This window comes from Pseudomonas sp. NS1(2017) (assembly GCF_002269425.1).
GTDB lineage: Bacteria > Pseudomonadota > Gammaproteobacteria > Pseudomonadales > Pseudomonadaceae > Aquipseudomonas > Aquipseudomonas reactans.
Window position 1 is genome coordinate 5,113,925 of sequence record NZ_CP022960.1, and the last position, 21,723, is coordinate 5,135,647.

General features: G+C 60.2%; 19 protein-coding genes and 1 pseudogene. 15 read left to right on the plus strand and 5 right to left on the minus strand.

All coding sequences use genetic code 11. The annotated features are described in order from the left end of the window. Positions 1-375: 375 nt before the first annotated feature. A complete protein-coding gene (locus CI807_RS23845; RefSeq protein WP_095016490.1) occupies positions 376-1,653 on the minus strand; it encodes a serine/threonine transporter in 1,278 nt (425 codons plus the stop codon). 284 nt (positions 1,654-1,937) lie between these two features. Between CI807_RS23845 and CI807_RS23850 the strand changes: the two genes are divergently transcribed. The 5 genes from CI807_RS23850 (at position 1,938) to CI807_RS23870 (ending at position 6,221) form a co-directional block, all read left to right on the plus strand. Next, on the plus strand, positions 1,938-2,531 hold the full coding sequence (locus tag CI807_RS23850; protein ID WP_095016491.1) for a TetR/AcrR family transcriptional regulator: 594 nt from the start codon (positions 1,938-1,940) through the stop codon (positions 2,529-2,531). A 184-nt stretch (positions 2,532-2,715) separates the two neighbouring features. Beyond that, the gene (locus CI807_RS23855; protein WP_095016492.1) at positions 2,716-3,240 is read left to right on the plus strand and encodes a cysteine hydrolase family protein; all 525 of its coding nucleotides are present in this window, start codon (positions 2,716-2,718) and stop codon (positions 3,238-3,240) included. 53 nt (positions 3,241-3,293) lie between these two features. Next, entirely contained in the window at positions 3,294-4,247 is a 954-nt protein-coding gene (locus CI807_RS23860; protein ID WP_016980156.1) for a 2-hydroxyacid dehydrogenase, read from the plus strand. A gap of 129 nt (positions 4,248-4,376) precedes the next feature. Continuing rightward, the gene (locus CI807_RS23865; protein WP_016980157.1) at positions 4,377-5,444 is read left to right on the plus strand and encodes a phosphotransferase family protein; all 1,068 of its coding nucleotides are present in this window, start codon (positions 4,377-4,379) and stop codon (positions 5,442-5,444) included. Between the two features lie 9 nt (positions 5,445-5,453). Continuing rightward, on the plus strand, positions 5,454-6,221 hold the full coding sequence (locus CI807_RS23870) for an SDR family oxidoreductase (protein WP_016980158.1): 768 nt from the start codon (positions 5,454-5,456) through the stop codon (positions 6,219-6,221). Positions 6,222-6,338: 117 nt separating this feature from the next. Here CI807_RS23870 and CI807_RS23875 read toward each other — a convergent pair whose 3' ends face one another. Continuing rightward, on the minus strand, positions 6,339-6,791 hold the full coding sequence (locus CI807_RS23875) for a carboxymuconolactone decarboxylase family protein (RefSeq protein WP_016980159.1): 453 nt from the start codon (positions 6,789-6,791) through the stop codon (positions 6,339-6,341). Between the two features lie 155 nt (positions 6,792-6,946). On the opposite strand from CI807_RS23875, the gene CI807_RS23880 reads away from it, so the two are divergent. The 3 genes from CI807_RS23880 (at position 6,947) to CI807_RS23890 (ending at position 9,243) form a co-directional block, all read left to right on the plus strand. Further along, positions 6,947-8,380, plus strand: a complete 1,434-nt coding sequence (locus CI807_RS23880; protein ID WP_016980160.1) for a PLP-dependent aminotransferase family protein — start codon at positions 6,947-6,949, stop codon at positions 8,378-8,380. A gap of 83 nt (positions 8,381-8,463) precedes the next feature. After that, positions 8,464-8,745, plus strand: coding sequence for a putative quinol monooxygenase (locus CI807_RS23885; protein WP_095016493.1), 282 nt, complete (start codon positions 8,464-8,466; stop codon positions 8,743-8,745). 96 nt (positions 8,746-8,841) lie between these two features. Next, on the plus strand, positions 8,842-9,243 hold the full coding sequence (locus CI807_RS23890) for a cupin domain-containing protein (protein ID WP_095016494.1): 402 nt from the start codon (positions 8,842-8,844) through the stop codon (positions 9,241-9,243). A gap of 3 nt (positions 9,244-9,246) precedes the next feature. On the opposite strand, the gene CI807_RS23895 is transcribed toward CI807_RS23890, so the two are convergent. Then, complete coding sequence (locus CI807_RS23895) at positions 9,247-9,876, minus strand: DNA-3-methyladenine glycosylase I (RefSeq protein WP_095016495.1); 630 nt, start codon at positions 9,874-9,876, stop codon at positions 9,247-9,249. 217 nt (positions 9,877-10,093) lie between these two features. On the opposite strand from CI807_RS23895, the gene CI807_RS23900 reads away from it, so the two are divergent. Genes CI807_RS23900 through CI807_RS23910 form a run of 3 tightly spaced genes read left to right on the plus strand, consistent with a single transcriptional unit; the run spans position 10,094 to position 12,916 of the window. Next, on the plus strand, positions 10,094-11,419 hold the full coding sequence (locus CI807_RS23900) for a C4-dicarboxylate transporter DctA (RefSeq protein WP_177409643.1): 1,326 nt from the start codon (positions 10,094-10,096) through the stop codon (positions 11,417-11,419). A gap of 52 nt (positions 11,420-11,471) precedes the next feature. Next, positions 11,472-12,173 (plus strand): FadR/GntR family transcriptional regulator, encoded by a 702-nt coding sequence (locus CI807_RS23905; RefSeq protein WP_095016497.1) that lies wholly within the window; start codon positions 11,472-11,474, stop codon positions 12,171-12,173. Positions 12,174-12,190: 17 nt separating this feature from the next. Beyond that, positions 12,191-12,916 carry a GntR family transcriptional regulator gene (locus tag CI807_RS23910; RefSeq protein WP_256578609.1) on the plus strand — a complete coding sequence of 242 codons (726 nt, stop codon included), beginning with the start codon at positions 12,191-12,193 and terminating at the stop codon, positions 12,914-12,916. Between the two features lie 44 nt (positions 12,917-12,960). Here CI807_RS23910 and CI807_RS23915 read toward each other — a convergent pair whose 3' ends face one another. After that, on the minus strand, positions 12,961-13,623 hold the full coding sequence (locus CI807_RS23915; RefSeq protein ID WP_095016498.1) for a hypothetical protein: 663 nt from the start codon (positions 13,621-13,623) through the stop codon (positions 12,961-12,963). Positions 13,624-13,974: 351 nt separating this feature from the next. Between CI807_RS23915 and CI807_RS31905 the strand changes: the two are divergent. Then, positions 13,975-14,106, plus strand: a pseudogene (locus tag CI807_RS31905) (GntR family transcriptional regulator); the annotation flags it as partial. Between the two features lie 119 nt (positions 14,107-14,225). Then, positions 14,226-14,846, plus strand: coding sequence for a hypothetical protein (locus CI807_RS23925; RefSeq protein ID WP_095016499.1), 621 nt, complete (start codon positions 14,226-14,228; stop codon positions 14,844-14,846). 53 nt (positions 14,847-14,899) lie between these two features. Here the strand turns inward: CI807_RS23925 and CI807_RS23930 are convergent, their stop codons facing one another. Further along, positions 14,900-19,768 carry an NAD-glutamate dehydrogenase gene (locus CI807_RS23930; RefSeq protein ID WP_095016500.1) on the minus strand — a complete coding sequence of 1,623 codons (4,869 nt, stop codon included), beginning with the start codon at positions 19,766-19,768 and terminating at the stop codon, positions 14,900-14,902. 490 nt (positions 19,769-20,258) lie between these two features. Here CI807_RS23930 and CI807_RS23935 point away from each other — a divergent pair, with 490 nt between their 5' ends. Beyond that, positions 20,259-20,612: a hypothetical protein gene (locus CI807_RS23935; protein ID WP_095016501.1), complete on the plus strand. Its 354-nt coding sequence runs from the start codon at positions 20,259-20,261 to the stop codon at positions 20,610-20,612. Between the two features lie 146 nt (positions 20,613-20,758). Then, entirely contained in the window at positions 20,759-21,718 is a 960-nt protein-coding gene (locus tag CI807_RS23940; RefSeq protein WP_003174327.1) for a MoxR family ATPase, read from the plus strand. Positions 21,719-21,723: the final 5 nt, after the last annotated feature.

Genomic DNA, 21,723 nt, shown 5'->3' on the forward strand with positions numbered 1-21,723 from the left:
TTTTTCGCCGGCAAGCCGGCTCCTACACGGGACCGCGTATCTACGATGCGAAGCGAGTCGCTCTTGATTTTGATCTTAGGCGCCCCGTTAAACACGCTGGCCGAACGCAGGCTTGAATCCGTGGGTAACCCGGCAGGACGCCGGGTTAGCCGCGCTGGGCCAAGGATGGCCCATCGCGGCGGCCCACGGATTCAAGCCGGAGTGAGGGCACACCGAGCCTAGGCGAGGTGCCGAGTGTTGGGGCGAAGCGTTTTTGGTTACTTTTGGCGCTCTTCCAAAAGTGAACCGCTGTAAGAGCGGAACCATAGGCAGCCGTTACCTAAATAACGGATATGCACACCGAACGACCGCTATCGCAGCCCCACCCACACAGCCTCAAGCAAAAAACGAATAAACCACCGCAGTAATCGCCACCAACCCCACCGCCGTGACAAACACATTGGACGCCTGCCCACGGTACTTGGCCATAGCCGGCACCTTGCGAATGGCATACATCGGCATCAGAAACAGGATCGAAGCAATGATCGGCCCCCCCAGCGCCTCAATCATCCTGAGAATGCTTGGGTTCAACGTCGCAACGATCCAGCACACCACCAACATGAACGCCGCCGTCATCCGGTCCAGACGCTTGGCCTCAGGACGACGACCAGTCTTCAGCACCAACCCCTTGAGGCCTTCACTCGCACCGATGTAATGCCCCAGGAACGACTTGGCAATCGCCACAAACGCGATCAACGGTGCCGCAAACTCGATGGTCGGATTATTGAAGTGGTTTGCCAGGTACGACAGGATCGACAAATTCTGTGCCTTCGCCTCGGCGAGCTGCGCCGGCGACAGGGTCAGCACGCAACTAAACACGAAGAACAGCACCATCACCACCATCAGCAGATGCGCGCGCGACAGGATCTGCGAGCTGCGCTCATCCGCGTGGACGCCGTACTGGCGCTTCTGGTCCACCGCAAAGGCCGAGATGATCGGCGAATGGTTAAACGAAAACACCATCACCGGGATCGCCAGCCACAAGGTATTGAGCAGCGCGGACGGCGCCGGGACCTGGCTGGCGGTGCTGAGGATGCCGCCATTCCAGTGCGGGATCAGGTACACCGCCAAGAACAGCAACGCGACGATAAACGGGTACACCATCAAGCTCATGGCCTTGACGATCACCTGCTCACCGCAACGCACCACGGCCAGCAGACCGAGGATCAACACAAACGACAGGAGCGCCCGTGGTGGCGGCATGATGTGCAGTTGATGCTCCATGAAGCTGCCGACCGTGTTGGTCAACGCCACGCTGTAGATCAGCAGGATCGGAAAGATTGCGAAGAAGTACAGCAAGGTGATCAGCGCGCCGGCCTTGATGCCGAAGTGCTCTTCAACCACATCGGTGATGTCGGAGCCTTCACGGCCGGACAGCACGAAACGGGTCAGGCCACGGTGGGCGAAGAAGGTCATCGGGAACGCCAGCAGCGCGAGGATCACCAGTGGCCAGAAGCCGCCCAGGCCCGCGTTGATCGGCAAGAACAGCGTACCGGCGCCAATGGCGGTGCCGAACAGGCCAAGCATCCAGGTGGTGTCCTGGCGGCTCCAGCTTGTGAGGGTTGCAGGTGTCGTTGCATAGCGTTCGTCGACGCTATTGGCCTGATCATTCATCCGGTCGGATCTCCGCATTTACACGGCCGGGACGAGTCAGAAAAACCTGACAGGCAGCGCCCCGACCATAGAAGGGGCCGGATTGTCCGGGATTCTTGTGAATAAGCAAAGACTTAGCTGAGGAACGGTGGTGCGGTGCAGGCCCGCAGGGGCACCTGTATACGGCGGTATTCGGGGCGTGCGGCTGAATGCGGAATATACATTCCCACACAAATCTATTTTAGAATCGCACGTGATCCTGTAGTTTTCATCCAGCATCCGCCGTTTATCCAGAGAGCCCTGCCATGCCGCGCGTTTCCCGCAAACAAGCCGAACTCAATCGCGAAATCATCGTCGAGGCTGCCACGCATCTGTTTCGCGAACGCGGTTTGCACGGTATTAGTCTGTCGGACGTCATGGCCGCCGCCGGCCTGACCCACGGCGGCTTCTACGGCCACTTCGCCTCCAAGGAAGCCCTGGCTACCGAAGCCTGCCAGCAGGCGTTCGAGCAGGCGAACCTGGGCTGGCAGGCAAAAATCGATCGCAGTGAAGATCAGCAGGCTGCCCGCGAGGCCGTGATGGGGCCTTATCTGACTGCCACCCATCGCGACAACCCTGGCGATGGCTGCCCTGTGTCGGCCTTCGCCCCGGACATGTGCCATGAGCCCGCCGACACTGCTTTGCAGCACACGTTTATTGAGGGCGTCGAGAAGTCCCTGGAGGTCTTTGCGCAGCTACAGGAGGGAGATCGCCAGGCAATGCTGGCCAACTACGCGATGATGATCGGCGCAGTGACCCTGGCGCGTGCAACACGTGGCAATGACCTGTCGGATGAATTCCTGGCTGCTGCACGAAATTCCCTACTGGCCGTTGACAGCCCTTCCTCCGTCCCAGCATGATCGGGCCATGAACATTTTCCAGCGCTGCCTCACCCGCACCACCACCACGACCGCTTCCGGCGGGTCGCGCGGTGGCTGTGAGTGCTTGAGCTAGACACTTCACAGATTCAACCCAAGGCCCCGCCAGCAATGGACGGGGCCTTTTTATTGCTCCGCCCGTTCGGCAACCACAAGGAGCAACACCATGGCTGACGCCCTGCTGATCATCGACATGCAAACCGGCTTATACGATGGCCCGGAAAAGCCCTTCGAGCGCGAACGCGTGCTCGCCACTATCAACCTGCTGATTCAGCGTGCACGCCATGCTGACGCCCCGATCTTCGTCGCCCGCCACACCGGGCCGGCAGGCTCACCGATTGAAGCAGGGAGCCCGCTCTGGCAGTTGTGGCATGGGCTGGAGGTAGACGAATCTCGCGATCACCTGTTCAACAAGACCCGCCCCAGCTGCTTCCTAGGCACAAATCTGGAACAGCAACTAAGAGCAGCGCAGGTCAAAGACCTGGTGATCGCCGGTATGAAAACCCAGTTCTGCATCGACACCACTTGCCGCGTAGCCGTGGAATTGGGGTTTGCCGTGGTGCTACCGGAAGACGGCCATACCTGCATGGACACACCGGCACTCAAGGCCGAGGCGATTATCGAGCATCACAATGCGACCCTTGCCGGTGCGTTTGTGAAGCGTACATGCGCGGCCGACGTCCGCTTCTGATCGCACAAATACGGCATACTCCTCCCCTCAAACCCTTCAGGAAGAGCCTTCCGATGACCGCTACTGTTTTGGTCCTGGTTGAAACCATCAACGAATACCTGCCCATCATCGAGGGCAATGATTTTCATGTGATCCTGGCGCCGACACCCGCCGAACGCGCCGAAGCCATCAAGGCCCATGGCAGCCAGATCAAGGCCGTGCTGACCCGCGGCCCGCTGGGCTTGTACGCCGAGGAAATCGCCGCCCTGCCCCTGCTGGAAATCATCTGTGTGATCGGTGCCGGCTACGAGCACGTAGACCTGCAAGCCGCCAGCAATCGCGGGATCGTCGTGACCAATGGCGCCGGGGTGAACGCGCCATCGGTGGCCGATCACGCCATGGCGTTGCTGCTCTCGCTGGTGCGCGGCATCCCGCAGACCGACGCCGCCGTACGCCGCAGCGAATGGCCGAAAGTGATGCGCCCATCACTGGGCGGCAAGCAACTGGGCATCCTCGGCCTGGGTGCTGTTGGCCTGGAAATCGCCAAGCGTGCAGCCCTGGGCTTCGGCATGGAGGTGAGTTACCACAACCGCCAGCCGCGCGATGACGTGGATTACACCTACTGTGCCACTGCGGTGGAACTGGCGCGCACTTCGGACTTCCTGATCCTCGCTACACCCGGCGGCGCCAGCACCCGCCACTTGATCGATCGCCACGCCCTGGATGCCTTGGGCCCGAATGGCTACCTGGTCAATATTGGCCGTGGCAGCGTGGTGGTCACCGCCGACCTGGTCGCGGCCCTGGAGCAACGCCGCATCGGTGGCGCCGCATTGGATGTATTCGACGACGAGCCCCAAGTGCCCGACGCCCTCAAGAAGCTCAGCAACACCGTGCTCACCTCCCATGTGGCCGGCCTGTCGCCCGAAGCCGCCCATGACACCGTGCAGCGCGTGGCCGACAACCTGGTGGAATACTTCGCCGGTCGCCCGGTCCTCACGCCGGTCGCCCTGCCCCCGCCCACTAAATGACCGATCAGGCACGCTGATCATCATCCAACACGCTAACCTATTAAGCCGCCCCGACCTTGTCGCTGGGCGGTTGTGCGCATTAGATTAGGAAATAGTCCAAGGCCTTTAGAATAAGCAGAAGGGATAAGCATGGCGCTGAACGACCAATCGACCCAGATTCGCCCAGGCGAAGAACTTGATGCCAGCCTGATCGATCCCTACCTCAAGGCCCATATCCCGGGCCTGAGCGGCACACCCACCATCAGCCAGTTTCCCGGTGGCGCGTCCAACCTGACCTACCTGCTGGAATACCCTGGCCAGGAATTCGTGCTGCGCCGCCCGCCCTTTGGCCATAAGGCCAAGTCCGCCCACGACATGGGCCGCGAGTACCGCATTCTCAACCAACTCAAAGACGGCTTCCCCTATTGTCCCAAGGCCTACGTGCATTGCACGGACGAATCGGTGATCGGCGCCGAGTTCTATGTGATGGAGCGCGTCAACGGCATCATCCTGCGCTCCGACCTGCCGCCTGAACTGGGCCTGGACGCCGCCAAGACCGAAGCGCTGTGCAAAAGCTTTATCGACAAGTTCGTCGAACTGCACCAGGTGGACTACAGCGCCTGCGGCCTGGCCGACCTGGGCAAGCCGGAAGGCTATGTAGAGCGCCAGATCCGTGGCTGGAGCGATCGCTACGAAAAAGCCCTGACCCCCGACGCGCCGCGCTGGGAAGCAGTCCGCGCCTGGCTCAACGACAAAATGCCGGCCGACCACCCGACGTCAAGCATCGTGCACAACGACTACCGCTTCGATAACGTGATCCTCGACCCGCACAACCCGATGCAGATCATCGGCGTGCTCGATTGGGAGCTGACCACCCTCGGCGACCCGTTGATGGACCTGGGCAACACCCTCGCCTACTGGATCGAAGCGGCCGACCCGGCGCCGGTGCAACTGATGCGCCGCCAGCCGAGCAACGCGCCGGGCATGCTCACCCGCCGTGAATTCGTCGACTACTACGCCGAACGCGCAGGTCTCCAGATTGACAACTTCGACTTCTACTACACCTACGGCCTGTTCCGCCTGGCCGGCATCGTGCAGCAGATCTACTACCGCTTCTTCCATGGCCAGACCCAGGACAAACGCTTTGCGCAGTTCATTCACATGAACAAGCTGCTGGAGCAGATGAGCCTGAACGTCATCAGCAAATCGTCCCTTTAAGGAACCGCTATGTCCAAGACCCACCTGTTCGACCTCGATGGCAAGATCGCATTCGTTTCCGGCGCCAGCCGTGGCATCGGCGAGGCCATCGCCAAGCTGCTGGCCCAGCAAGGCGCCCACGTGATCGTGTCCAGCCGCAAGCTGGAAGGCTGCCAGCACGTGGCCGACGCGATCATCGCCGATGGCGGCAAAGCCACGGCCGTGGCCTGCCATATCGGTGAAATGGAACAGATCACCCAAGTGTTCGCCGGTATCCGCGAACAGTTCGGGCGCCTGGATATCCTGGTCAACAACGCCGCGACCAACCCACAGTTCTGCAACGTGCTGGACACCGACCTCGGTGCGTTCCAGAAGACCGTTGACGTGAACATCCGTGGCTACTTCTTCATGTCCGTGGAAGCCGGCAAGCTGATGCGCGACAACGGCGGCGGCAGCATCATCAACGTCGCGTCGATCAACGGGATCTCCCCCGGTGTATTCCAGGGCATCTACTCGGTGACCAAGGCCGCCGTGATCAACATGACCAAGGTGTTCGCCAAGGAATGCGCAGCCTTCGGCATTCGCTGCAACGCCCTGCTGCCGGGCCTGACCGACACCAAGTTCGCCTCGGCGCTGGTGAAGAACGACGCGATCCTGAAAATGGCCCTGGCGCAGATCCCGCTCAAGCGCGTAGCCGACCCGAGCGAGATGGCCGGCGCGGTGCTGTTCCTGGCCAGCGACGCATCCAGCTACACCACCGGTGTGTCGCTGAACGTGGACGGTGGTTTCCTGTCCTGATCTCACAAACGACACCCCACCCTGTAGGAGCGAGCTTGCTCGCGAAGAAAGTCACGCCACCGCGAGCCTCCAGACAGCCCGCGTTATCGTTGACGACCCTCGCGAGCAAGCTCGCTCCTACAGAGGTGAGGCATTCGGCGGCTGCTGTCGAAAACTCACCGCCAGGCGGTTCCAGCCACTGATGCTGGACACCGCCATGGTCAGGTCCACCAGTTCCTGCTCGCTGAACTCCAGCCGCACGGCGGCGAACAGTTCATCCGATACCGTCGAGGTCGGCAGTGTCGCGACCGATTCGCTCCAGGCCAACGCGGCCTTTTCCCGCGCCGTGAAGAACGGCGAATCGCGCCAGACGCATAACGCGAACAAACGTCGCTCGGTCTCGCCGCGCTGAAGTGCCGCCATCGAGTGCATGTCCGTACAGAAACCACAGTGGTTGAGCTGCGAGACACGGATCTTGATCAGTTCCAGCAAAGGCTTTTCGATGGACAAGCCGAAGGTCGTCGCCTCCAGCATCAGCATGCCTTTGAGCGCCTGCGGCGAGGCGGTGTAGTAATCCAGGCGGGGTTCCATGGGGGCGGCTCTCTGGCGGTAGGTGCAATGACTGTCCAGCCTAGAACCCACAGGGCATAAGCCCTATAGCCAATCGGCCGGTTTCTGCAGAGACCATTTTGCGCCTGCCGCGCACGCGCGTACGCTTGGCGCAAAGTAAATGCCCGGAATAAGACATGGAACTGCACGTTGTGATCAATGGCCGCAAGGATCTGGCCGAACAGTTGTACCAACAGTTGCGTGAAGCCATTGGCTCCGGGCGCCTGGCGGCCGGCGCGCAGCTGCCGCCCAGCCGCTTGCTCGCCGAGCAATTGGGCGTGTCGCGCAAAACGGTGTCGGATACCTACGCCACCCTGACCTACGAGGGATTGCTGATCGGCAAGACCGGCCGCGGCACCTTCGTCAACGCCCGTGCACCACAGACCGAACGCCTGCAAACCGCCACCGACCTGGCGTGCGCCGCCAACCTGGCGAAGTGGCAATCACTGCCCTCGCCCATGCGCCATCCCACTCGCGACAGCACGCTGCGCTATGAATTTATCGGCGGCGCCACCAGCCGCAACCAGTTCCCCCAGGATGAATGGCGGCGCTGCACCCAGGACGCCCTGCGGCGCATCGCCCAGAACAGCGGCTTCTACAGCCAACCCGAAGGCTTGCCCGCACTGCGCAGTGCCATCGCCGGGCATATCGCGTTCTCACGCGGGGTCAACTGCCGTGACAGCGACATAGTGGTCACCAACGGCGCGCAACAGGCGTTGGACCTGATCGCCCGTGTCGTGCTGGAACCCGGCAGCATTGTCGCCATGGAAGACCCCGGCTACAGCCCCGCGCGCCAGATGTTCATGGCGATGGGCGCCAGCGTCGCCAGTGTGCCGGTGGATGAACAGGGTATTCAGGTCGAGCGGATTCCCGACGGCACACGCCTGATCTACGTGACGCCCTCGCACCAATTCCCCCTCGGCATGCCGATGAGCCTGCCGCGCCGTGAAGCCTTGCTGGCGCGGGCGTTCGAGCTGGGCGCGATCATTATCGAGGACGATTACGACAGCGAATTCCGCTACGAAGGCAGGCCCACCGACTCCCTGCAAAGCATGGACACGCGTGGTGTGGTGACCTACGTCGGCACGTTCTCGAAAACCTTGCTGCCGGAGCTGCGCCTCGGTTACGCGGTGCTGCCACCCGCAATTTATGGCGCAGTCCTCAAGGCCAAGCAACTGACCGACCAGCACAGTTCCACACTGCCGCAATGGGCCTTGGCCAAGTTCATCAGTGAAGGCTACTTGCTCAAGCATATCCGTCGCTGCCACACGGTCTACGCCGGGCGCCGTGAACGCATCCTGCAACGTCTGGCGGGCGACTTGTCGCCCTGGTTCGAAGCGGTACCTACTGTGGCCGGGTTCCACATGGCGGCGCTGTGCAAAGTACCGGTGAACATCCCGTTGCTGATGGAGCTGGCGCGCCGGGTAGAAGTGGGTTTGTACCCCTTGGATGTATTTTTCCACGATGCGCCGGTACGCCCTGGTTTGATCATCGGCTTTGGCGCCATCGAAACCCTGGACATCGACCCGGCGCTGGACAAGGTGCGCGATATTCTCCAACAGATTGGCTAGCGGATTTTCCGCCGGATTGGTCATTGGTCCTGGCTCAGTCTGGCTCTAGCCTGTGCACTGACCCGACCTCGGAGACTATCGCCATGCCAGCCTGTGCCTTTAACACTGTCCATGTCCGTGCGGCAGCCGGGCGCTCAGCGGAACTCGGCGAGCGCCTGCAGCAGATAGCCGACGCCGTGCGCACCGCCCCCGGCTGCCTGGATTACGGGGTGCAGCGCGACCCGATAGACCCCGACCTGTGGACCGTCACGGGACGCTGGTCCTGTGCCGAGCAGCTCAGCACACACTTCGCATTACCCGCCCTGCAAGGCTTTATCGAATTGACCCGTGAACACCTGGCCCGTCGCCTGGACTTCGACCACTGAAGCATTGGTCTCCTGGTCTTAGCCAGGATTGGTCATTGGTCACCCAGGCCTTGCGGCGTAGGGTGAAGAGGTCTCGAACTACTCGGAAACTTCGCCATGAAACGACTGCTCGCCGCCGCCCTGATGCTCACCTCGCTCAGCGCCTTTGCCCATGAACCGGTTTATAACCAGGAGTCGATCAAGGTCTTGCAAGAACACGCCTTGACCAATGTCCCCGGCAAGAAAACCATCATGCTCACCGTGGACTACGCCCCTGGTCAGGCCACTGTTCCCCATAGCCACACCGGTACTGCCGTGGCCTATGTGCTGGAAGGCGCGATCACGTCGCGGGTGAATGATGAAAAGGCCAAGACCTACCAGGTCGGCGAATCGTTCTACGAACCTGCCGGTTCCCGGCACTTTGAATCGAGTAATGCCAGCCAGACAAAACCGGCCAAGTTACTGGTGGTGATGGTGCTGGATGACAAGGCTGAAGTGCTGACGCCCCTCAAGCAGTAAGCACTAAGGTCGCTGGAACCGCCGGCGCAGGTCCTCGATCTGTGGCCGGCACGCACAGCCTTCCAAATGATCATTGACCATCCCCATCGCCTGCATCAACGCATACATCGTGGTTGGACCCACATAGGTCCAACCGCGTTTCTTCAGGGCTTTGGACAAGCGCACCGAAGCCGGTGACGTGGGGTTGCCCGCCCAATACGCCATGTCCACCACCTCAGGGCGCTCGTCTTCACTGGGCTCAAACGTCCACAGCCAGCGCGCCAGCGAACCCGTCTCATCCACCAGCTCACAGGCCCGGCGCGCGTTGTTGATGGTGGACACGATCTTGGCCCGATTGCGCACGATGCCCGGGTCCTGCATCAAGCGCTCGATATCTGCCTCGCCGTAATGCGCCACCCTTCTGAAATCAAACCCGTCGAACGCCACGCGAAACTGCTCTCGCTTGCGCAGGATGGTGATCCACGCCATGCCCGCCTGAAACCCCTCCAGGCAGATTTTCTCGTACAGCTGGACGTCATCCGCCACCGGTACGCCCCACTCCTGGTCGTGGTAACGCGGGTATTCCGGCGCAGTCGTGCGCCAGGTGCAGTGGGTCTGCCCGGTTTCGTCAGTGGTCAGTCCTGGTGTGTCCATCCATCACCTCATGTGCCGAGCGGCGGATGATAAGCGAAAAAATTTCCACGGCGCCAACCGCTCAAGCATCGCCCTCACCGACCAACTGGTCAGACCGGGACCTGGCAACCGCCAAATAATTGCTTGTGATTTCAAAAATACCGGGCGTAGACTGGCCGCGCACTGGACTTACCGGTAAGACCACAACAATTAAGCCCTGGAACCACCAGGGCACCGAATAGAGATCCCTCCCATGCTCAGATGGTGCTCGCGTTCGATTTTCCTGCAAGTCGTGATTGGCCTGATGCTCGGCATAATCTGCGGCATGGCCCTTCCCGAATTCTCCTCGCAACTCAAACCCCTGGGTGACGGCTTTATCAAGCTGATCAAGATGCTGATCGGCCTGATCGTGTTCTGCGTGGTGGTCAGCGGCATTTCCGGCGCGGGCGACCTGAAGAAAGTCGGGCGCATCGGCCTCAAGTCGGTGATCTACTTTGAAATCCTGACCACCGTCGCCCTGGTGATCGGCCTGGTGATGGCCTTCAGCACCGGTATCGGCCAAGGCGCCAATATCCACCTGGAGCAGTTGTCGTCCGCCGGCCTCAATGAACTGGCCGACAAGGGCCAACACATCCGCGGCACCAGCCAGTTCCTGATGGACCTGATCCCCAACTCGGTGATCGGCGCCTTTGCCGACAACAACGTGTTGCAGGTGTTGCTGTTCTCGGTGCTGTTCGGCAGCGCGTTGAACCTGGTGGGCGAAGCCGCCTCGGGTATCTCGCGGCTGATCAACGAACTGAGCCATGTGATCTTCCGCATCATGGGCATGATCGTGCGCCTCGCGCCCATCGGTGTGTTCGGCGCGATTGCCTTTACCACCAGCACCTACGGCCTGGATTCCCTGCAACACCTGGGCAGCCTGGTGGGATTGTTTTACCTGACGTGCTTTGCCTTCGTCGGGCTGATCCTCGGCCTGGTGATGCGCCTGTCGGGCCTGCGCATGTTGCCGCTGCTCAAGTACCTGCGTGAAGAACTGCTGATCGTGATGGGCACCGCCTCCTCCGACGCCGTGCTGCCACAGATCATGCGTAAACTCGAACATCTGGGCATTGGCAGCTCCACCGTGGGCCTGGTGATTCCGACGGGGTACTCGTTCAACCTCGATGGGTTCTCCATCTACCTGACCCTGGCCATCGTGTTTATCGCCAATGCTACCGGCACGCCGCTGTCGATGACGGACCTGCTGACCATCCTGCTGGTATCGCTGATCACCTCCAAAGGCGCCCACGGCATTCCCGGGTCGGCGCTGGTGATCCTGGCGGCGACGCTCACGGCGATTCCGGCGATCCCGGTGGTGGGCCTGGTGCTGGTGCTGGCGGTGGATTGGTTCATGGGCATCGGTCGCGCATTGACTAACCTGATCGGCAACTGCGTCGCCACTGTGGCCATCGCCCGCTGGGAAAAAGACATCGACCTCCAGCGCGCCAACAAGGTGCTGGACGGCCAGCAAGGGTATGCCTTCCAGGCCAAGAAACCGGTGTTGCCGGCGCATCAGGAGTTCTGATTTTGCGGGGCCGGGTGGCCGGCCCTTCATTCATTCTTAAGGAGCGTACGACGTGATCAGCACCTCAACCGTCGTCAATTCAGTGGTAGAAAAACTGCGCGCCGCCTTGGCGCGTGGCCAGTGGCGCCGGGGTGAAATGCTCCCCGGCCAACGCGAACTGGCCGAACAGATGGGCATCAGTCGCCCCAGCCTGCGTGAAGCAGTGATCGTATTGGAAACCCTCGGCCTGGTGCGTTCCATGCCCGGTAAAGGCGTGGTGGTACTGGAAACCAGCGTCAGCGAGCCGCAACCCAGCGATGCGGTGGCCGACGCCAGCCTGGAAGACATCCTGCAACTGCGCTACACCCTCGAACCCTTCATCGTCGGCCTGGTGGCCCAGTCCATCAGCAGCAAGGAAGTCGGCCAACTGCGCCTGACCCTGATGGACATGCGCGAAGCCCTCGACGCCGGCGACGCCGAAGCCGGGATGAACGCCTACATCGGCTTTCACGAAGAACTGTTCGCCCTCACCTCCAACCCGATCTTCCAGAACGTGGTGCAACAGACCAGCAACGCCCTCAAGCAAAGCGCCCAGGTGCTGCGCAACTCGCCGGAACACCTGGCTGAACGCCTGCAGGAAAACGAAGCCGTGGTGCGCGCCATCCGCAACAAGAACAGCGCCCTGGCCAGCGCCGAGATGCGTCGGCACATCCTTCAGGAAGGCTTGCGCATGGGCATTCGCTTGAACATCCCGGACGACCATCTGGGCAGCTGATTTTTTGGAGACAGGCCATGACCGCCCACGCCTTGCACTACGAACCGATCCTGCCGACCCTGCGCCTGGTCGCCGGTAAAAAGCCTTCGGTCGATGACATCTACCCGCGCCTGTTCGATGCCATCCTGGAACAGCGTATCGCCCCGGCCAGCCGCTTTACCGAAGAAGGCCTGGGCGAGATCTTCGGGGTGAGCCGCAGCGTGATTCGCCGCGTATTGGCAAAGCTGTCTCATCAGCAAGTGATCATTCTGCGACCCAACCAGCGCGCCCAGGTGGCTGCGCCGGATGCGCAGCAAACCCGGGAAATCCTGGAAGCGCGGCGGCTGACGGAAATCACCGTGGTGCAACTGGCTTGTGCGCAAGCCACCCCGGTACAAATCCGCCAGTTGCGTGAGCTGATCGCACGGGAACGCGACTACATCGAGCGTGATCAGCGTGGACCGGCGATTCGGTTGTCCGGGGAATTCCACCTGCAACTGGCCGCCATGGCACGCAACGCACCCCTGGCACAGTTCCTCAACAGCCTGATTCCGTTGACGTCGTTGATTATTTCGCAAGATAAAAATCATTCTATTCTTGACGAAACATGGCCTCACCGCATTGCCATTACAAACTCAATCGAAAGCGGCGATGTAGACGGGGCGAAAAGCTCAATGGACCTGCTACTTCTTGTCCTTGGAGCGAAACCAACCATCGCGACGCCCGTCGAAACTAAAAGAACTCACAAGACTAAAACCGTGTAGCAAGCCGGCTCGCCATTTCAGCACGCGAGCCAGCGCACCACACATCAAAGCCCGTCTTCAGCGTCTTTGATTTGCTTTTGAACTTCTTCGTAAGCCCCCATCCAAGGGTCATAGTTGTTCTTATAATGATCTATGAGCCATTGTGGCGTTTTGGGTCTCACCGCCTGAGTTTCATTTATAGGGGACAACTCCAACCATTTAATTTCCACGATTGGCGTTAGTGCAATTTCATCGCGAGTACCCAGTCGCCGTTGGTACTCCTCACCGCTGACAACACCATAAATTTCTGGATCAATTATATTGGCACACCTGAGCACCTGCCCGACTGCGAGGTATCCAGCATCTTCTTTCAGCACGTATGATTTAAACCAACCAAGGGAAATTTTATAAAGATTAGGGTCTAACGCATCCTCCGCGACAAGCGAGCCGAAGTACTGCTGTAGCAGCGCCCCCTTGCCTCTACCAATTACCGCCTGAATCTGCTGCCACAATGTGTTACTTATATACGGATAGACCATAAAGCCACCAGCCAACTTAGCATCCGCATGCGTAGAGGCACTAACCTTATGTATAGAGCCTTGCGCAAGAGTTGCAATTTTCGCCGACAAGAGAAAACCAGTTCCGCTTGCTGCCGTGGACGAAATCGCACACCCCACAAGCTCGTCACTTTTATATGTCGCTACACTACCTTCCTCGATACATTGCATTTTCTATACTCCTCAGCAGTAAATTCACGCCTCTTAATCTGCTCGCCCGCTCCGCCCCTGGCTACTGTCAAACTTAACAGGTCAACCATTGAGCCGAACTGAAAACACCTGAACACACAACAGAAAAATAATAAAAAACAATACCTTATCACCTTTCAGTCAGTACAAGCCAAACACCGCTTGTCGTATTACTCAATGCGTAACTCCACCCTTATTATTTTTTGTTTTAATACGGCGCAAGCTTAATACCTTTATGTTCGCCGATGCAGGCTTACCAATTACACTCGCCAATAATAAATATGTGTGAGAGCAATTTCGTATGAACCGCGCGGGGGTCGATCCGGTTATTGTTTACAACTGGCCGCCATGATAGGTGCCCTCTCGGCACAACCTCTCAACAGGCTGGTACCATTGACTTCACTGATCATTGCGCAATTTGAAGCGAAAGCCTGCACGTATTGCGCGTGGCAGGAGCACTGGGCAGCCCACCCTGACTGACTACAATTACAACGCTGATCTACGAAATCCCCGACAGCACGGACGGTTATAGAACTGCAGAATTGCATTCATTCCCAAAGCCTTGCACATGGATGAATAGCACTATGCACCCCCTCACTTTCGCACTGGTCATTGGCCTGGTTGTGACACAATTCAGTGCCTATGTACGGGCCAGCGACGCGTTAACTGCCGGGACTTACATCATCACCCCGGCAGCCCCCGTGTGGTTGCTTGAACAACCCTACGCGGATGGCCCGATGTTAACCGCCCGCACCTTCGGTGGCAGCGCTTACGGTGACTACCACGTCAAGGCCAGCCTTGAGATCAGCTGTCACCCACAGAGCCCGACCGCCAGCCTTGCACTGCAGATCACTCCGGCTGCGCTGGGCTTTGACGTCACCCCCTTCGAAGGTCCAGATGCCAGCGCCGATGGGCCGTTGCGCATCACTACGGCGACACGCACGAGCATCGAACACTCGGTAAACGGCGTCTGGACCTACGGCGGGGCATTCCAGATCGGTACAGTATTTGCGCTCAATGCGACTGTTCCCCACGACGAACTAGCCTACTGGGCCAGCGATGCCTCGCGCGGCCAGACACTAAAACTCTCAATAGCGCCCGCCAAAGAGGGTGACAAGCCGCTGACCGCAACGTTCTTGTTGCCTGCCAACAACAACGGGTTGAAAAGAGTCATTCAGCCCTGCCTCGGTAACGCCAGTTTCTGAGCAAAAAAAAGCCCCGTATCTCAAGATACGGGGCTTTTCGTCTTACCGCTGAATCAAGCCGGTTGCAGCACCGACTGACCGCTCAACGCCAGGTCCAGCAACTCACGGTTGGCCACCGCGTACATGGCGTAGTCCGTACCCACAGCGGCACGAATTTCCACCATCATCGCCACCCAACGCTCCGCCATGTCCTTGTGCTGCTCAAGCCACAGGGCCACACGGGCTTCCATGTCTTGTGGCGCGTCGGCCATTTGCAGCACGGAGATGGTGATTGCGCGTTGCTGCCAGTCCACGTCATCGCGGAAGGCTTCACGGGCCTGGGCCTGCCAGTTGTTGGCCACCGGCAGATCACTGATCTGCTGCAGGTACCATGGCAGGTCCAGGGCGCTGCCGACGGCGAAGTAGGCCTTGGCCACTTCGGCGGCGTCATGCCCGGTCACGTCAGCGGCTTCGATGATCGGCAGCAAGGTGTACAGGTGCGTCGTGCCTGCAACCATACGCGCCAACAACTCCGGCACACCGGCTTCGGTGTATTTGCCGTAGCGGTTCTGCCAGCCTTCGCGGGTCGGGCCTTCCAGCAGTTCGTCGAGCTTGAGGCCCAGCGCTGCCAGGTGCGGACCGAAGTGCGCGGTGTCACGACCAGCGTCTTGCTCGTTGCGACGGCTGCGCAGGAACCAGCGTGTAGCACGGCGGCCCAGGCGCATCAGTTCGTCCATCAGCTCCAGTTGCACGTCAGCGGAAACCTGGTGGTCCAGGGCTTCAATCTGACGGAACCAGTGCGGGAGGTGGAAGATGTCACGCACGATCACATAAGCCCCCGCCACGTTCGCCGGGCTCATGCCGGTCGACTCTTTGAGTCGTTGAACGAAGGTGATGCCCATGTGGTTGACCAGGTCGTTGGCGATCTGGGTGCTGACGATCTCACGCTTCAGGCGGTGGCGACGCATGGCCTCGGAGAACTTGGCGACCAGGCTCGGCGGGAACGCGGTCTCCATGTCACGGGTCAGGTAGTCGTCATCCGGCACCAGGGACTTGAGCAGCGCTTCCTTGAGGTCGATCTTGCTGTACGAGATCAGCACCGACAGCTCCGGACGGGTCAGGCCCTTGCCATTCGCGGCGCGCTCGGTGAGCTGCTCCTCGGTCGGCAGGTACTCGATGGCGCGGTCCAGCTTGCCACGGCCTTCCAGGTCGCTCATCAGGCGCTTGTACTCGGCGGCACGCTCGTAGGCACGGCGTGCGGCCAGGGACAGGGCCTGGGTCTGCTTGTAGTTGTTGCCCAACACCAGGTTGCCGACTTCGTCGGTCATGCTCGCCAGCAACTGGTTGCGTTGCTTGTCGGTCATGTCACCGGCCTGCACCACTTCGTTGAGCAGGATCTTGATGTTCACTTCGTGGTCGGAGCAGTCCACGCCACCGGCGTTGTCGATAAAGTCAGTGTTGGAACCGCCGCCATTGAGGCCGAATTCCACGCGACCCAGTTGGGTCATGCCGAGGTTGCCGCCCTCGCCCACTACCTTGCAGCGCAGTTCGTTGCCGTTCACGCGCAGGGCGTCGTTGGCCTTGTCGCCCACGTCGGCATGGCTCTCGGTGCTGGCCTTGACGTAGGTGCCAATACCGCCGTTCCACAACAGGTCCACCGGTGCCTTGAGCAAGGCGTTCAGCAGTTCGGTCGGGGTCAGTTTGTCGGCTGAGATGTCGAAGCGTTCTTTCATCTGTGGCGAGATGGCAATGCTCTTCGCGCTGCGCGAGAAGATACCGCCGCCTTCGGACATGATGCTGGTGTCGTAGTCGGTCCAGGCCGAACGCGGCAGCTCGAACATGCGCTGGCGCTCGACGAAGCTGGTCGCCGGGTTCGGGTTTGGATCGATGAAGATATGCAGGTGGTTGAACGCTGCGACCAGTTGCAGCTTGTCGGACATCAACAAACCGTTACCGAACACGTCACCGGCCATGTCGCCGACGCCGACCACGGTGATGCTGTCTTCCTGCACGTTGATGCCGCGCTCACGGAAGTGACGCTGCACACCGACCCACGCGCCCTTGGCGGTGATGCCCATTTTCTTGTGGTCGTAACCAGCGGAACCGCCGGACGCGAACGCGTCACCCAGCCAGAAGCCGTAGTCGATGGCGATGCCGTTGGCGATGTCGGAGAAGGTCGCAGTGCCCTTGTCCGCTGCGACGACCAGGTACGGGTCATCGTCGTCATGACGCACGACGTTGGCCGGTGGCACCAGGGCGCCATCCTTCAGGTTGTCGGTGATGTCCAACAGGCCCGAGATGAAGATGCGGTAGCAGGCGATGCCCTCGGCCGCAATCTCGTCACGGCTGCCGCCCAGTGGCAGGCGACGCGGCAGGAAGCCGCCCTTCGCACCCACCGGCACGATGACCGAGTTTTTCACTTGCTGGGCTTTTACCAGGCCGAGCACTTCGGTACGGAAGTCTTCTTCACGGTCGGACCAACGCAGGCCGCCGCGCGCGACGTTGCCAAAGCGTAGGTGCACGCCTTCAACCCGTGGCGAGTACACGAAGATTTCAAACTTCGGCACTGGCTTAGGCAGTTCAGGGATCGCGTGCGGGTTGAACTTGAAGCTGAAGTACGATTTGTTCTGGCCGTTGGCGTCAGTCTGGTAGAAGTTGGTGCGCAGGGTGGCCTTGATCAGGTCCAGGTAGCGACGCAGGATGCGGTCTTCGTTGAGCACCTGGACGTCGTCCAGGGCCGAAAGAATCGCTTGTTCCAGGCGTTGCTGCTTGTCTTCCAGGTCTTCGGCGGTGAGCTTGCGCGCCAGGTAGAAACGGGTCTTGAACAACCGGGTCAACTCGCGGGCGATATCGGTGTGGTTGTTCAGGGTGCTGGCGATGTAACCCAGGTCGAAGCCCAGGCGGATCTGCTTCAGGTAACGGGCGTAGGCACGCAGCAGCGCCACGTCGCGCCATGGCAGGCCGGCAGTTAGCACCAGACGGTTGAACGCATCGTTTTCGGCGTCGCCATGCACGATGTGCACAAACGCATCCTGCAGGGTGTCGTTAAGCTGCTGGATGTCCAGGTTCACGCCTTCGGCGGCGATGAACGCAAAGTCATGGATCCAGAACTCACGGCCATTGGCATGACGCAGGCGGTACGGGAATTCACCCAGCACACGCAGGCCCAGGTTTTCCAGGATCGGCAACACGTCGGACAGCGCCAGCGGGGTGTCGGCGTGGTAGAGCTTGCAATGCAGCTCGCGTTGATCGGACCCCTGCCCCATTGGCTGATAAAAACTCATCACCAGTGGGTTGGCTTCGGTCAGGCTGTTCAGGTGCTGCATATCGACTACGGCCGAATGCGCAGCGAAACGCTCGCGGTAACCGGCCGGGAAGCCTTTCGGGAAATCCGCCAGCACGTTGGTGCCGTGGGCCTCGCCAAAGCTTTCGACGACGAGGCTGGAGTAGTCGTCCTGCCAACTGCGGCACGCCTGTACAACTTCTTTTTCCAGTTGCAGCGGGTCGATGTCCAGGCGGTTCTTCGGGTCTACGCGCAGGATCAACTGCACACGGGCCAGCACGGACTCGGAGAAGAAGGTCCAGAACTCGCAGTCCGAGGCCTTCAGGCGATCCATCAGCACTTGCTGGATCTTCTGGCGCACTTCGGTGGAATAGATGTCGCGTGGCACGTAGGCCAGGCAGTAGCAGAAACGACCGTATGGGTCTTTGCGCAGGAATACGCGGATCTTGTTGCGTTCCTGGATCTGCACGATCGACATCACGGTGCTGAACAGCTCGTCGACCGGGGTCTGGAACAGGTCGTCACGTGGCAAGACTTCAACGACTTGTGCCAGTTCCTTGCCCAGGTGAGCCTTGGGCTGGAAGCCCGAACGGCGTTCGATTTCCGCAACCTTGCGACGGATATACGGAATCACCCGCACGCTTTCGCCATACACCGACGAGGTGTACAGGCCCATGAAGCGGTGTTCCTTGATCACTGTGCCGTCGGCGCTGATTTCGCGGATCGACACGTAGTCCGGATACGCCGGGCGGTGCACGCGGCTCGGGTGTGCAGCCTTGGCGAACGACAGCACCGTCGGTTCACGCAGGTAGGCCACGGCGTAGTCTTCGATGCGCAGGTCGTCGGCGGTGAGGCCGGCGCGCAGCAGTTTGGTCAGGCCGAGGAACGAGCTGGCGTCATATTCGATATGACCGCCGTCGGCCTCGTCACGTACCACGAACTCCTCATAGCCGAGGAAGGTGAAGTGGTTGCCCACCAGCCATTCGAGGAAGTTCTTGATCTCGGCTTTTTCTTCGCCGTCGATGCTGAACTGGCTGGCGTCGATACCGGCCAGCAGGTCCTGGACCTTGGCTTTCATCGGTTCGAAATCGGCCACGGCCACGCGCACTTCGCCCAATACCTGCTCAAGCTCTTTGCTCAGCACATTCAGTTCGGCGGCGTTGGCACAGCGGTCGATCTCCAGGTACATCAGCGATTCTTGCAGGATGCCTTCGCCCTGGGTGCCTTTTGGCAGGATCTCCAGCAGCTCGCCCTTGGCGCCACGGCGTACGCTGAGCACGGTGGTCTGCAAAGTGTGGATGCTGTAGCCGCGACGGTTCAGCTCGGTACGCACCGAGTCCACCAGGAACGGCAGGTCATGGTGCAGCACTTCGACCGCCGTGTGGGTCGACTGCCAGCCATGACGTTCGTAATCGGGGTTGTAGACCCGCACTTGCGGTTGGGTGTGGTCAAAGCGCTCAAGCAGGCGCCACGCAGAAAGAGTGCAACCGGCCAGGTCGGAAAGGCGACGCTGGGTCAGTTCGTCCAGGGAAATGATGCCGAAGAATTGTTCAGCAAACAGCGCCACTTGTGGCAGTGCCTGTTCACTGATGTGCTGCGCCAGTGCCGCTTGCAGTTGATGCTGGAAGTCGGCCTTGCTGGCTGCGGTGAAGAACGCCATCTGTGGTACTCCGCTTGGGCTTGTTATTGATGGAAGCGTCGCGTGTTATCCCCTTGCGGGGAGACCGTCAGCGCTGTTCGCTGGTACTGATATAAGCACACTAGCGAATCAGGGTGACAGGTGGGTGAAGCTGGACAAGACAATGAGGTCACATACAACTTCCATAAGATGCGCACCTTGCCGGGTGACGGTACGACGGGCAGGTCAGGCGCCTGGCTCATGCACATCCGTTGCGCAGCTTAACGAGTGTGGGAAGCCCACTGCTTGCGACGCTGCGACATATTCGGTCATCGGTAAGCAGGCGTGGGGTTGCGACTTGGGCAACCCTCAATATCCGGCAAAAAAACCGGCTATTTCAATGTCCGCGAGTACCAGAAATGACTGATATTGCCCGTCAGGTCATGCACTGGGTCTGACACAGGATGCAGCACAAAATTCGCCGCAATGGCACAATTGCCCGCATTACGCCCTACCCCAGACAGGATTCCCGATGTTGCAATTGAAAACCGACGCCCTGATGGTCACCCCGTGCGACGACGAAGAAGACAATATGGCGATGCTGTGCTGCCACGGCAAGAACGGCGAGATGTTCATGCTGACCCGTTACCCGGATGAAGACGAAGTGGAACTGACCTGGGATTACGAACCGTCGACCCTGGATGGGCTGAAAATCACCCTGGGCGCCACAACCCTGCTGGTTGAGCTGGCCGCAGGCGATGCCGATGCACTCGGCGGCAAGGACCAGCTTGAGATCACCCACGCCACTAGCGCGTCGGACCTGGCCGAAGTCGAGGAAACCCTGCAAAACATCCTCAAAGGCACTGGCACCTACGTCCGCGCGTGATGCCTCGCACACAAAAATCCTACAAGTTTTGCCAAAAATACCCGTTACGCCGTTAGTCGCCAGCCCCTTCGATGCATTAAAGTAAGCCTCCCAAGCCCGGTGTTTTTTCTCGACCACCGGGCTCATCTCTCCAGGAACCGTCATCGATGGAACATCGTGAAGCGCTGCTTGCGCTGCGAACCTTTCTTTCTACGCAGATTCTCGGCCAGGAAAAACTCATCGATCGCCTGTTGATCGCCTTGCTCGCCGACGGCCATATGCTGGTGGAAGGCGCGCCGGGCCTGGCCAAGACCAAGGCCATTAAAGAGTTGGCCGAAGGCATCGAAGCGCAGTTCCATCGCATCCAGTTCACCCCCGACCTGTTGCCCGCCGACATCACCGGCACCGAGATCTATCGCCCGGAAACCGGCAGCTTCGTGTTCCAGCAAGGGCCGATCTTCCACAACCTGGTGCTGGCGGACGAAATCAACCGCGCCCCGGCCAAGGTCCAGTCGGCCTTGCTGGAGGCCATGGCCGAGCGCCAGGTCAGCGTCGGGCGCAGCACGTATGACTTGTCGCCGCTGTTCCTGGTGATGGCCACGCAGAACCCCATCGAGCAGGAAGGCACCTACCCGCTGCCCGAAGCCCAGCTCGACCGTTTCCTGATGCATGTGAAAATCGGCTTTCCGGACGCCGCCGTCGAGCGACGCATCCTGCAACAAGCCCGTGGTGAAGCGCTCAACGGCGAAACCAAGCCAGAGCGGCGTGTCAGCCAGCAAGCCATCTTCGCCGCGCGCAAGGAAATCCTCGGTCTGTACATGGCCGACGCCGTGGAGGAATACCTGGTGCAACTGGTGATGGCCACGCGCACGCCGGCCAAGTTCGACCCGGAAATGGCCGAGTGGATCGCCTACGGTGCCAGCCCACGCGGTTCCATCGCCCTTGACCGCTGTGCCCGCGCCCATGCCTGGCTGGCCGGTCGCGACTTCGTCAGCCCGGAAGATATCCAGGCGGTACTGTTCGACGTGCTGCGCCATCGCATCATTCTTTCGTTTGAAGCCGAAGCCGCCGGCATTGACCAGGACCGTGTGGTGCAGCGCATTCTCGACGTCGTTGCCGTCGCTTGAAACCC

Coding starts and splice junctions, on each gene's coding strand:
- CI807_RS23845 (WP_095016490.1), bottom strand. CDS start 1,653: ATGAATGATCAGGCCAATAGCGTCGACGAACGCTATGCAACGACACCT.
- CI807_RS23850 (WP_095016491.1), top strand. CDS start 1,938: ATGCCGCGCGTTTCCCGCAAACAAGCCGAACTCAATCGCGAAATCATC.
- CI807_RS23855 (WP_095016492.1), top strand. CDS start 2,716: ATGGCTGACGCCCTGCTGATCATCGACATGCAAACCGGCTTATACGAT.
- CI807_RS23860 (WP_016980156.1), top strand. CDS start 3,294: ATGACCGCTACTGTTTTGGTCCTGGTTGAAACCATCAACGAATACCTG.
- CI807_RS23865 (WP_016980157.1), top strand. CDS start 4,377: ATGGCGCTGAACGACCAATCGACCCAGATTCGCCCAGGCGAAGAACTT.
- CI807_RS23870 (WP_016980158.1), top strand. CDS start 5,454: ATGTCCAAGACCCACCTGTTCGACCTCGATGGCAAGATCGCATTCGTT.
- CI807_RS23875 (WP_016980159.1), bottom strand. CDS start 6,791: ATGGAACCCCGCCTGGATTACTACACCGCCTCGCCGCAGGCGCTCAAA.
- CI807_RS23880 (WP_016980160.1), top strand. CDS start 6,947: ATGGAACTGCACGTTGTGATCAATGGCCGCAAGGATCTGGCCGAACAG.
- CI807_RS23885 (WP_095016493.1), top strand. CDS start 8,464: ATGCCAGCCTGTGCCTTTAACACTGTCCATGTCCGTGCGGCAGCCGGG.
- CI807_RS23890 (WP_095016494.1), top strand. CDS start 8,842: ATGAAACGACTGCTCGCCGCCGCCCTGATGCTCACCTCGCTCAGCGCC.
- CI807_RS23895 (WP_095016495.1), bottom strand. CDS start 9,876: ATGGACACACCAGGACTGACCACTGACGAAACCGGGCAGACCCACTGC.
- CI807_RS23910 (WP_256578609.1), top strand. CDS start 12,191: ATGACCGCCCACGCCTTGCACTACGAACCGATCCTGCCGACCCTGCGC.
- CI807_RS23915 (WP_095016498.1), bottom strand. CDS start 13,623: ATGCAATGTATCGAGGAAGGTAGTGTAGCGACATATAAAAGTGACGAG.
- CI807_RS23925 (WP_095016499.1), top strand. CDS start 14,226: ATGCACCCCCTCACTTTCGCACTGGTCATTGGCCTGGTTGTGACACAA.
- CI807_RS23930 (WP_095016500.1), bottom strand. CDS start 19,768: ATGGCGTTCTTCACCGCAGCCAGCAAGGCCGACTTCCAGCATCAACTG.
- CI807_RS23935 (WP_095016501.1), top strand. CDS start 20,259: ATGTTGCAATTGAAAACCGACGCCCTGATGGTCACCCCGTGCGACGAC.
- CI807_RS23940 (WP_003174327.1), top strand. CDS start 20,759: ATGGAACATCGTGAAGCGCTGCTTGCGCTGCGAACCTTTCTTTCTACG.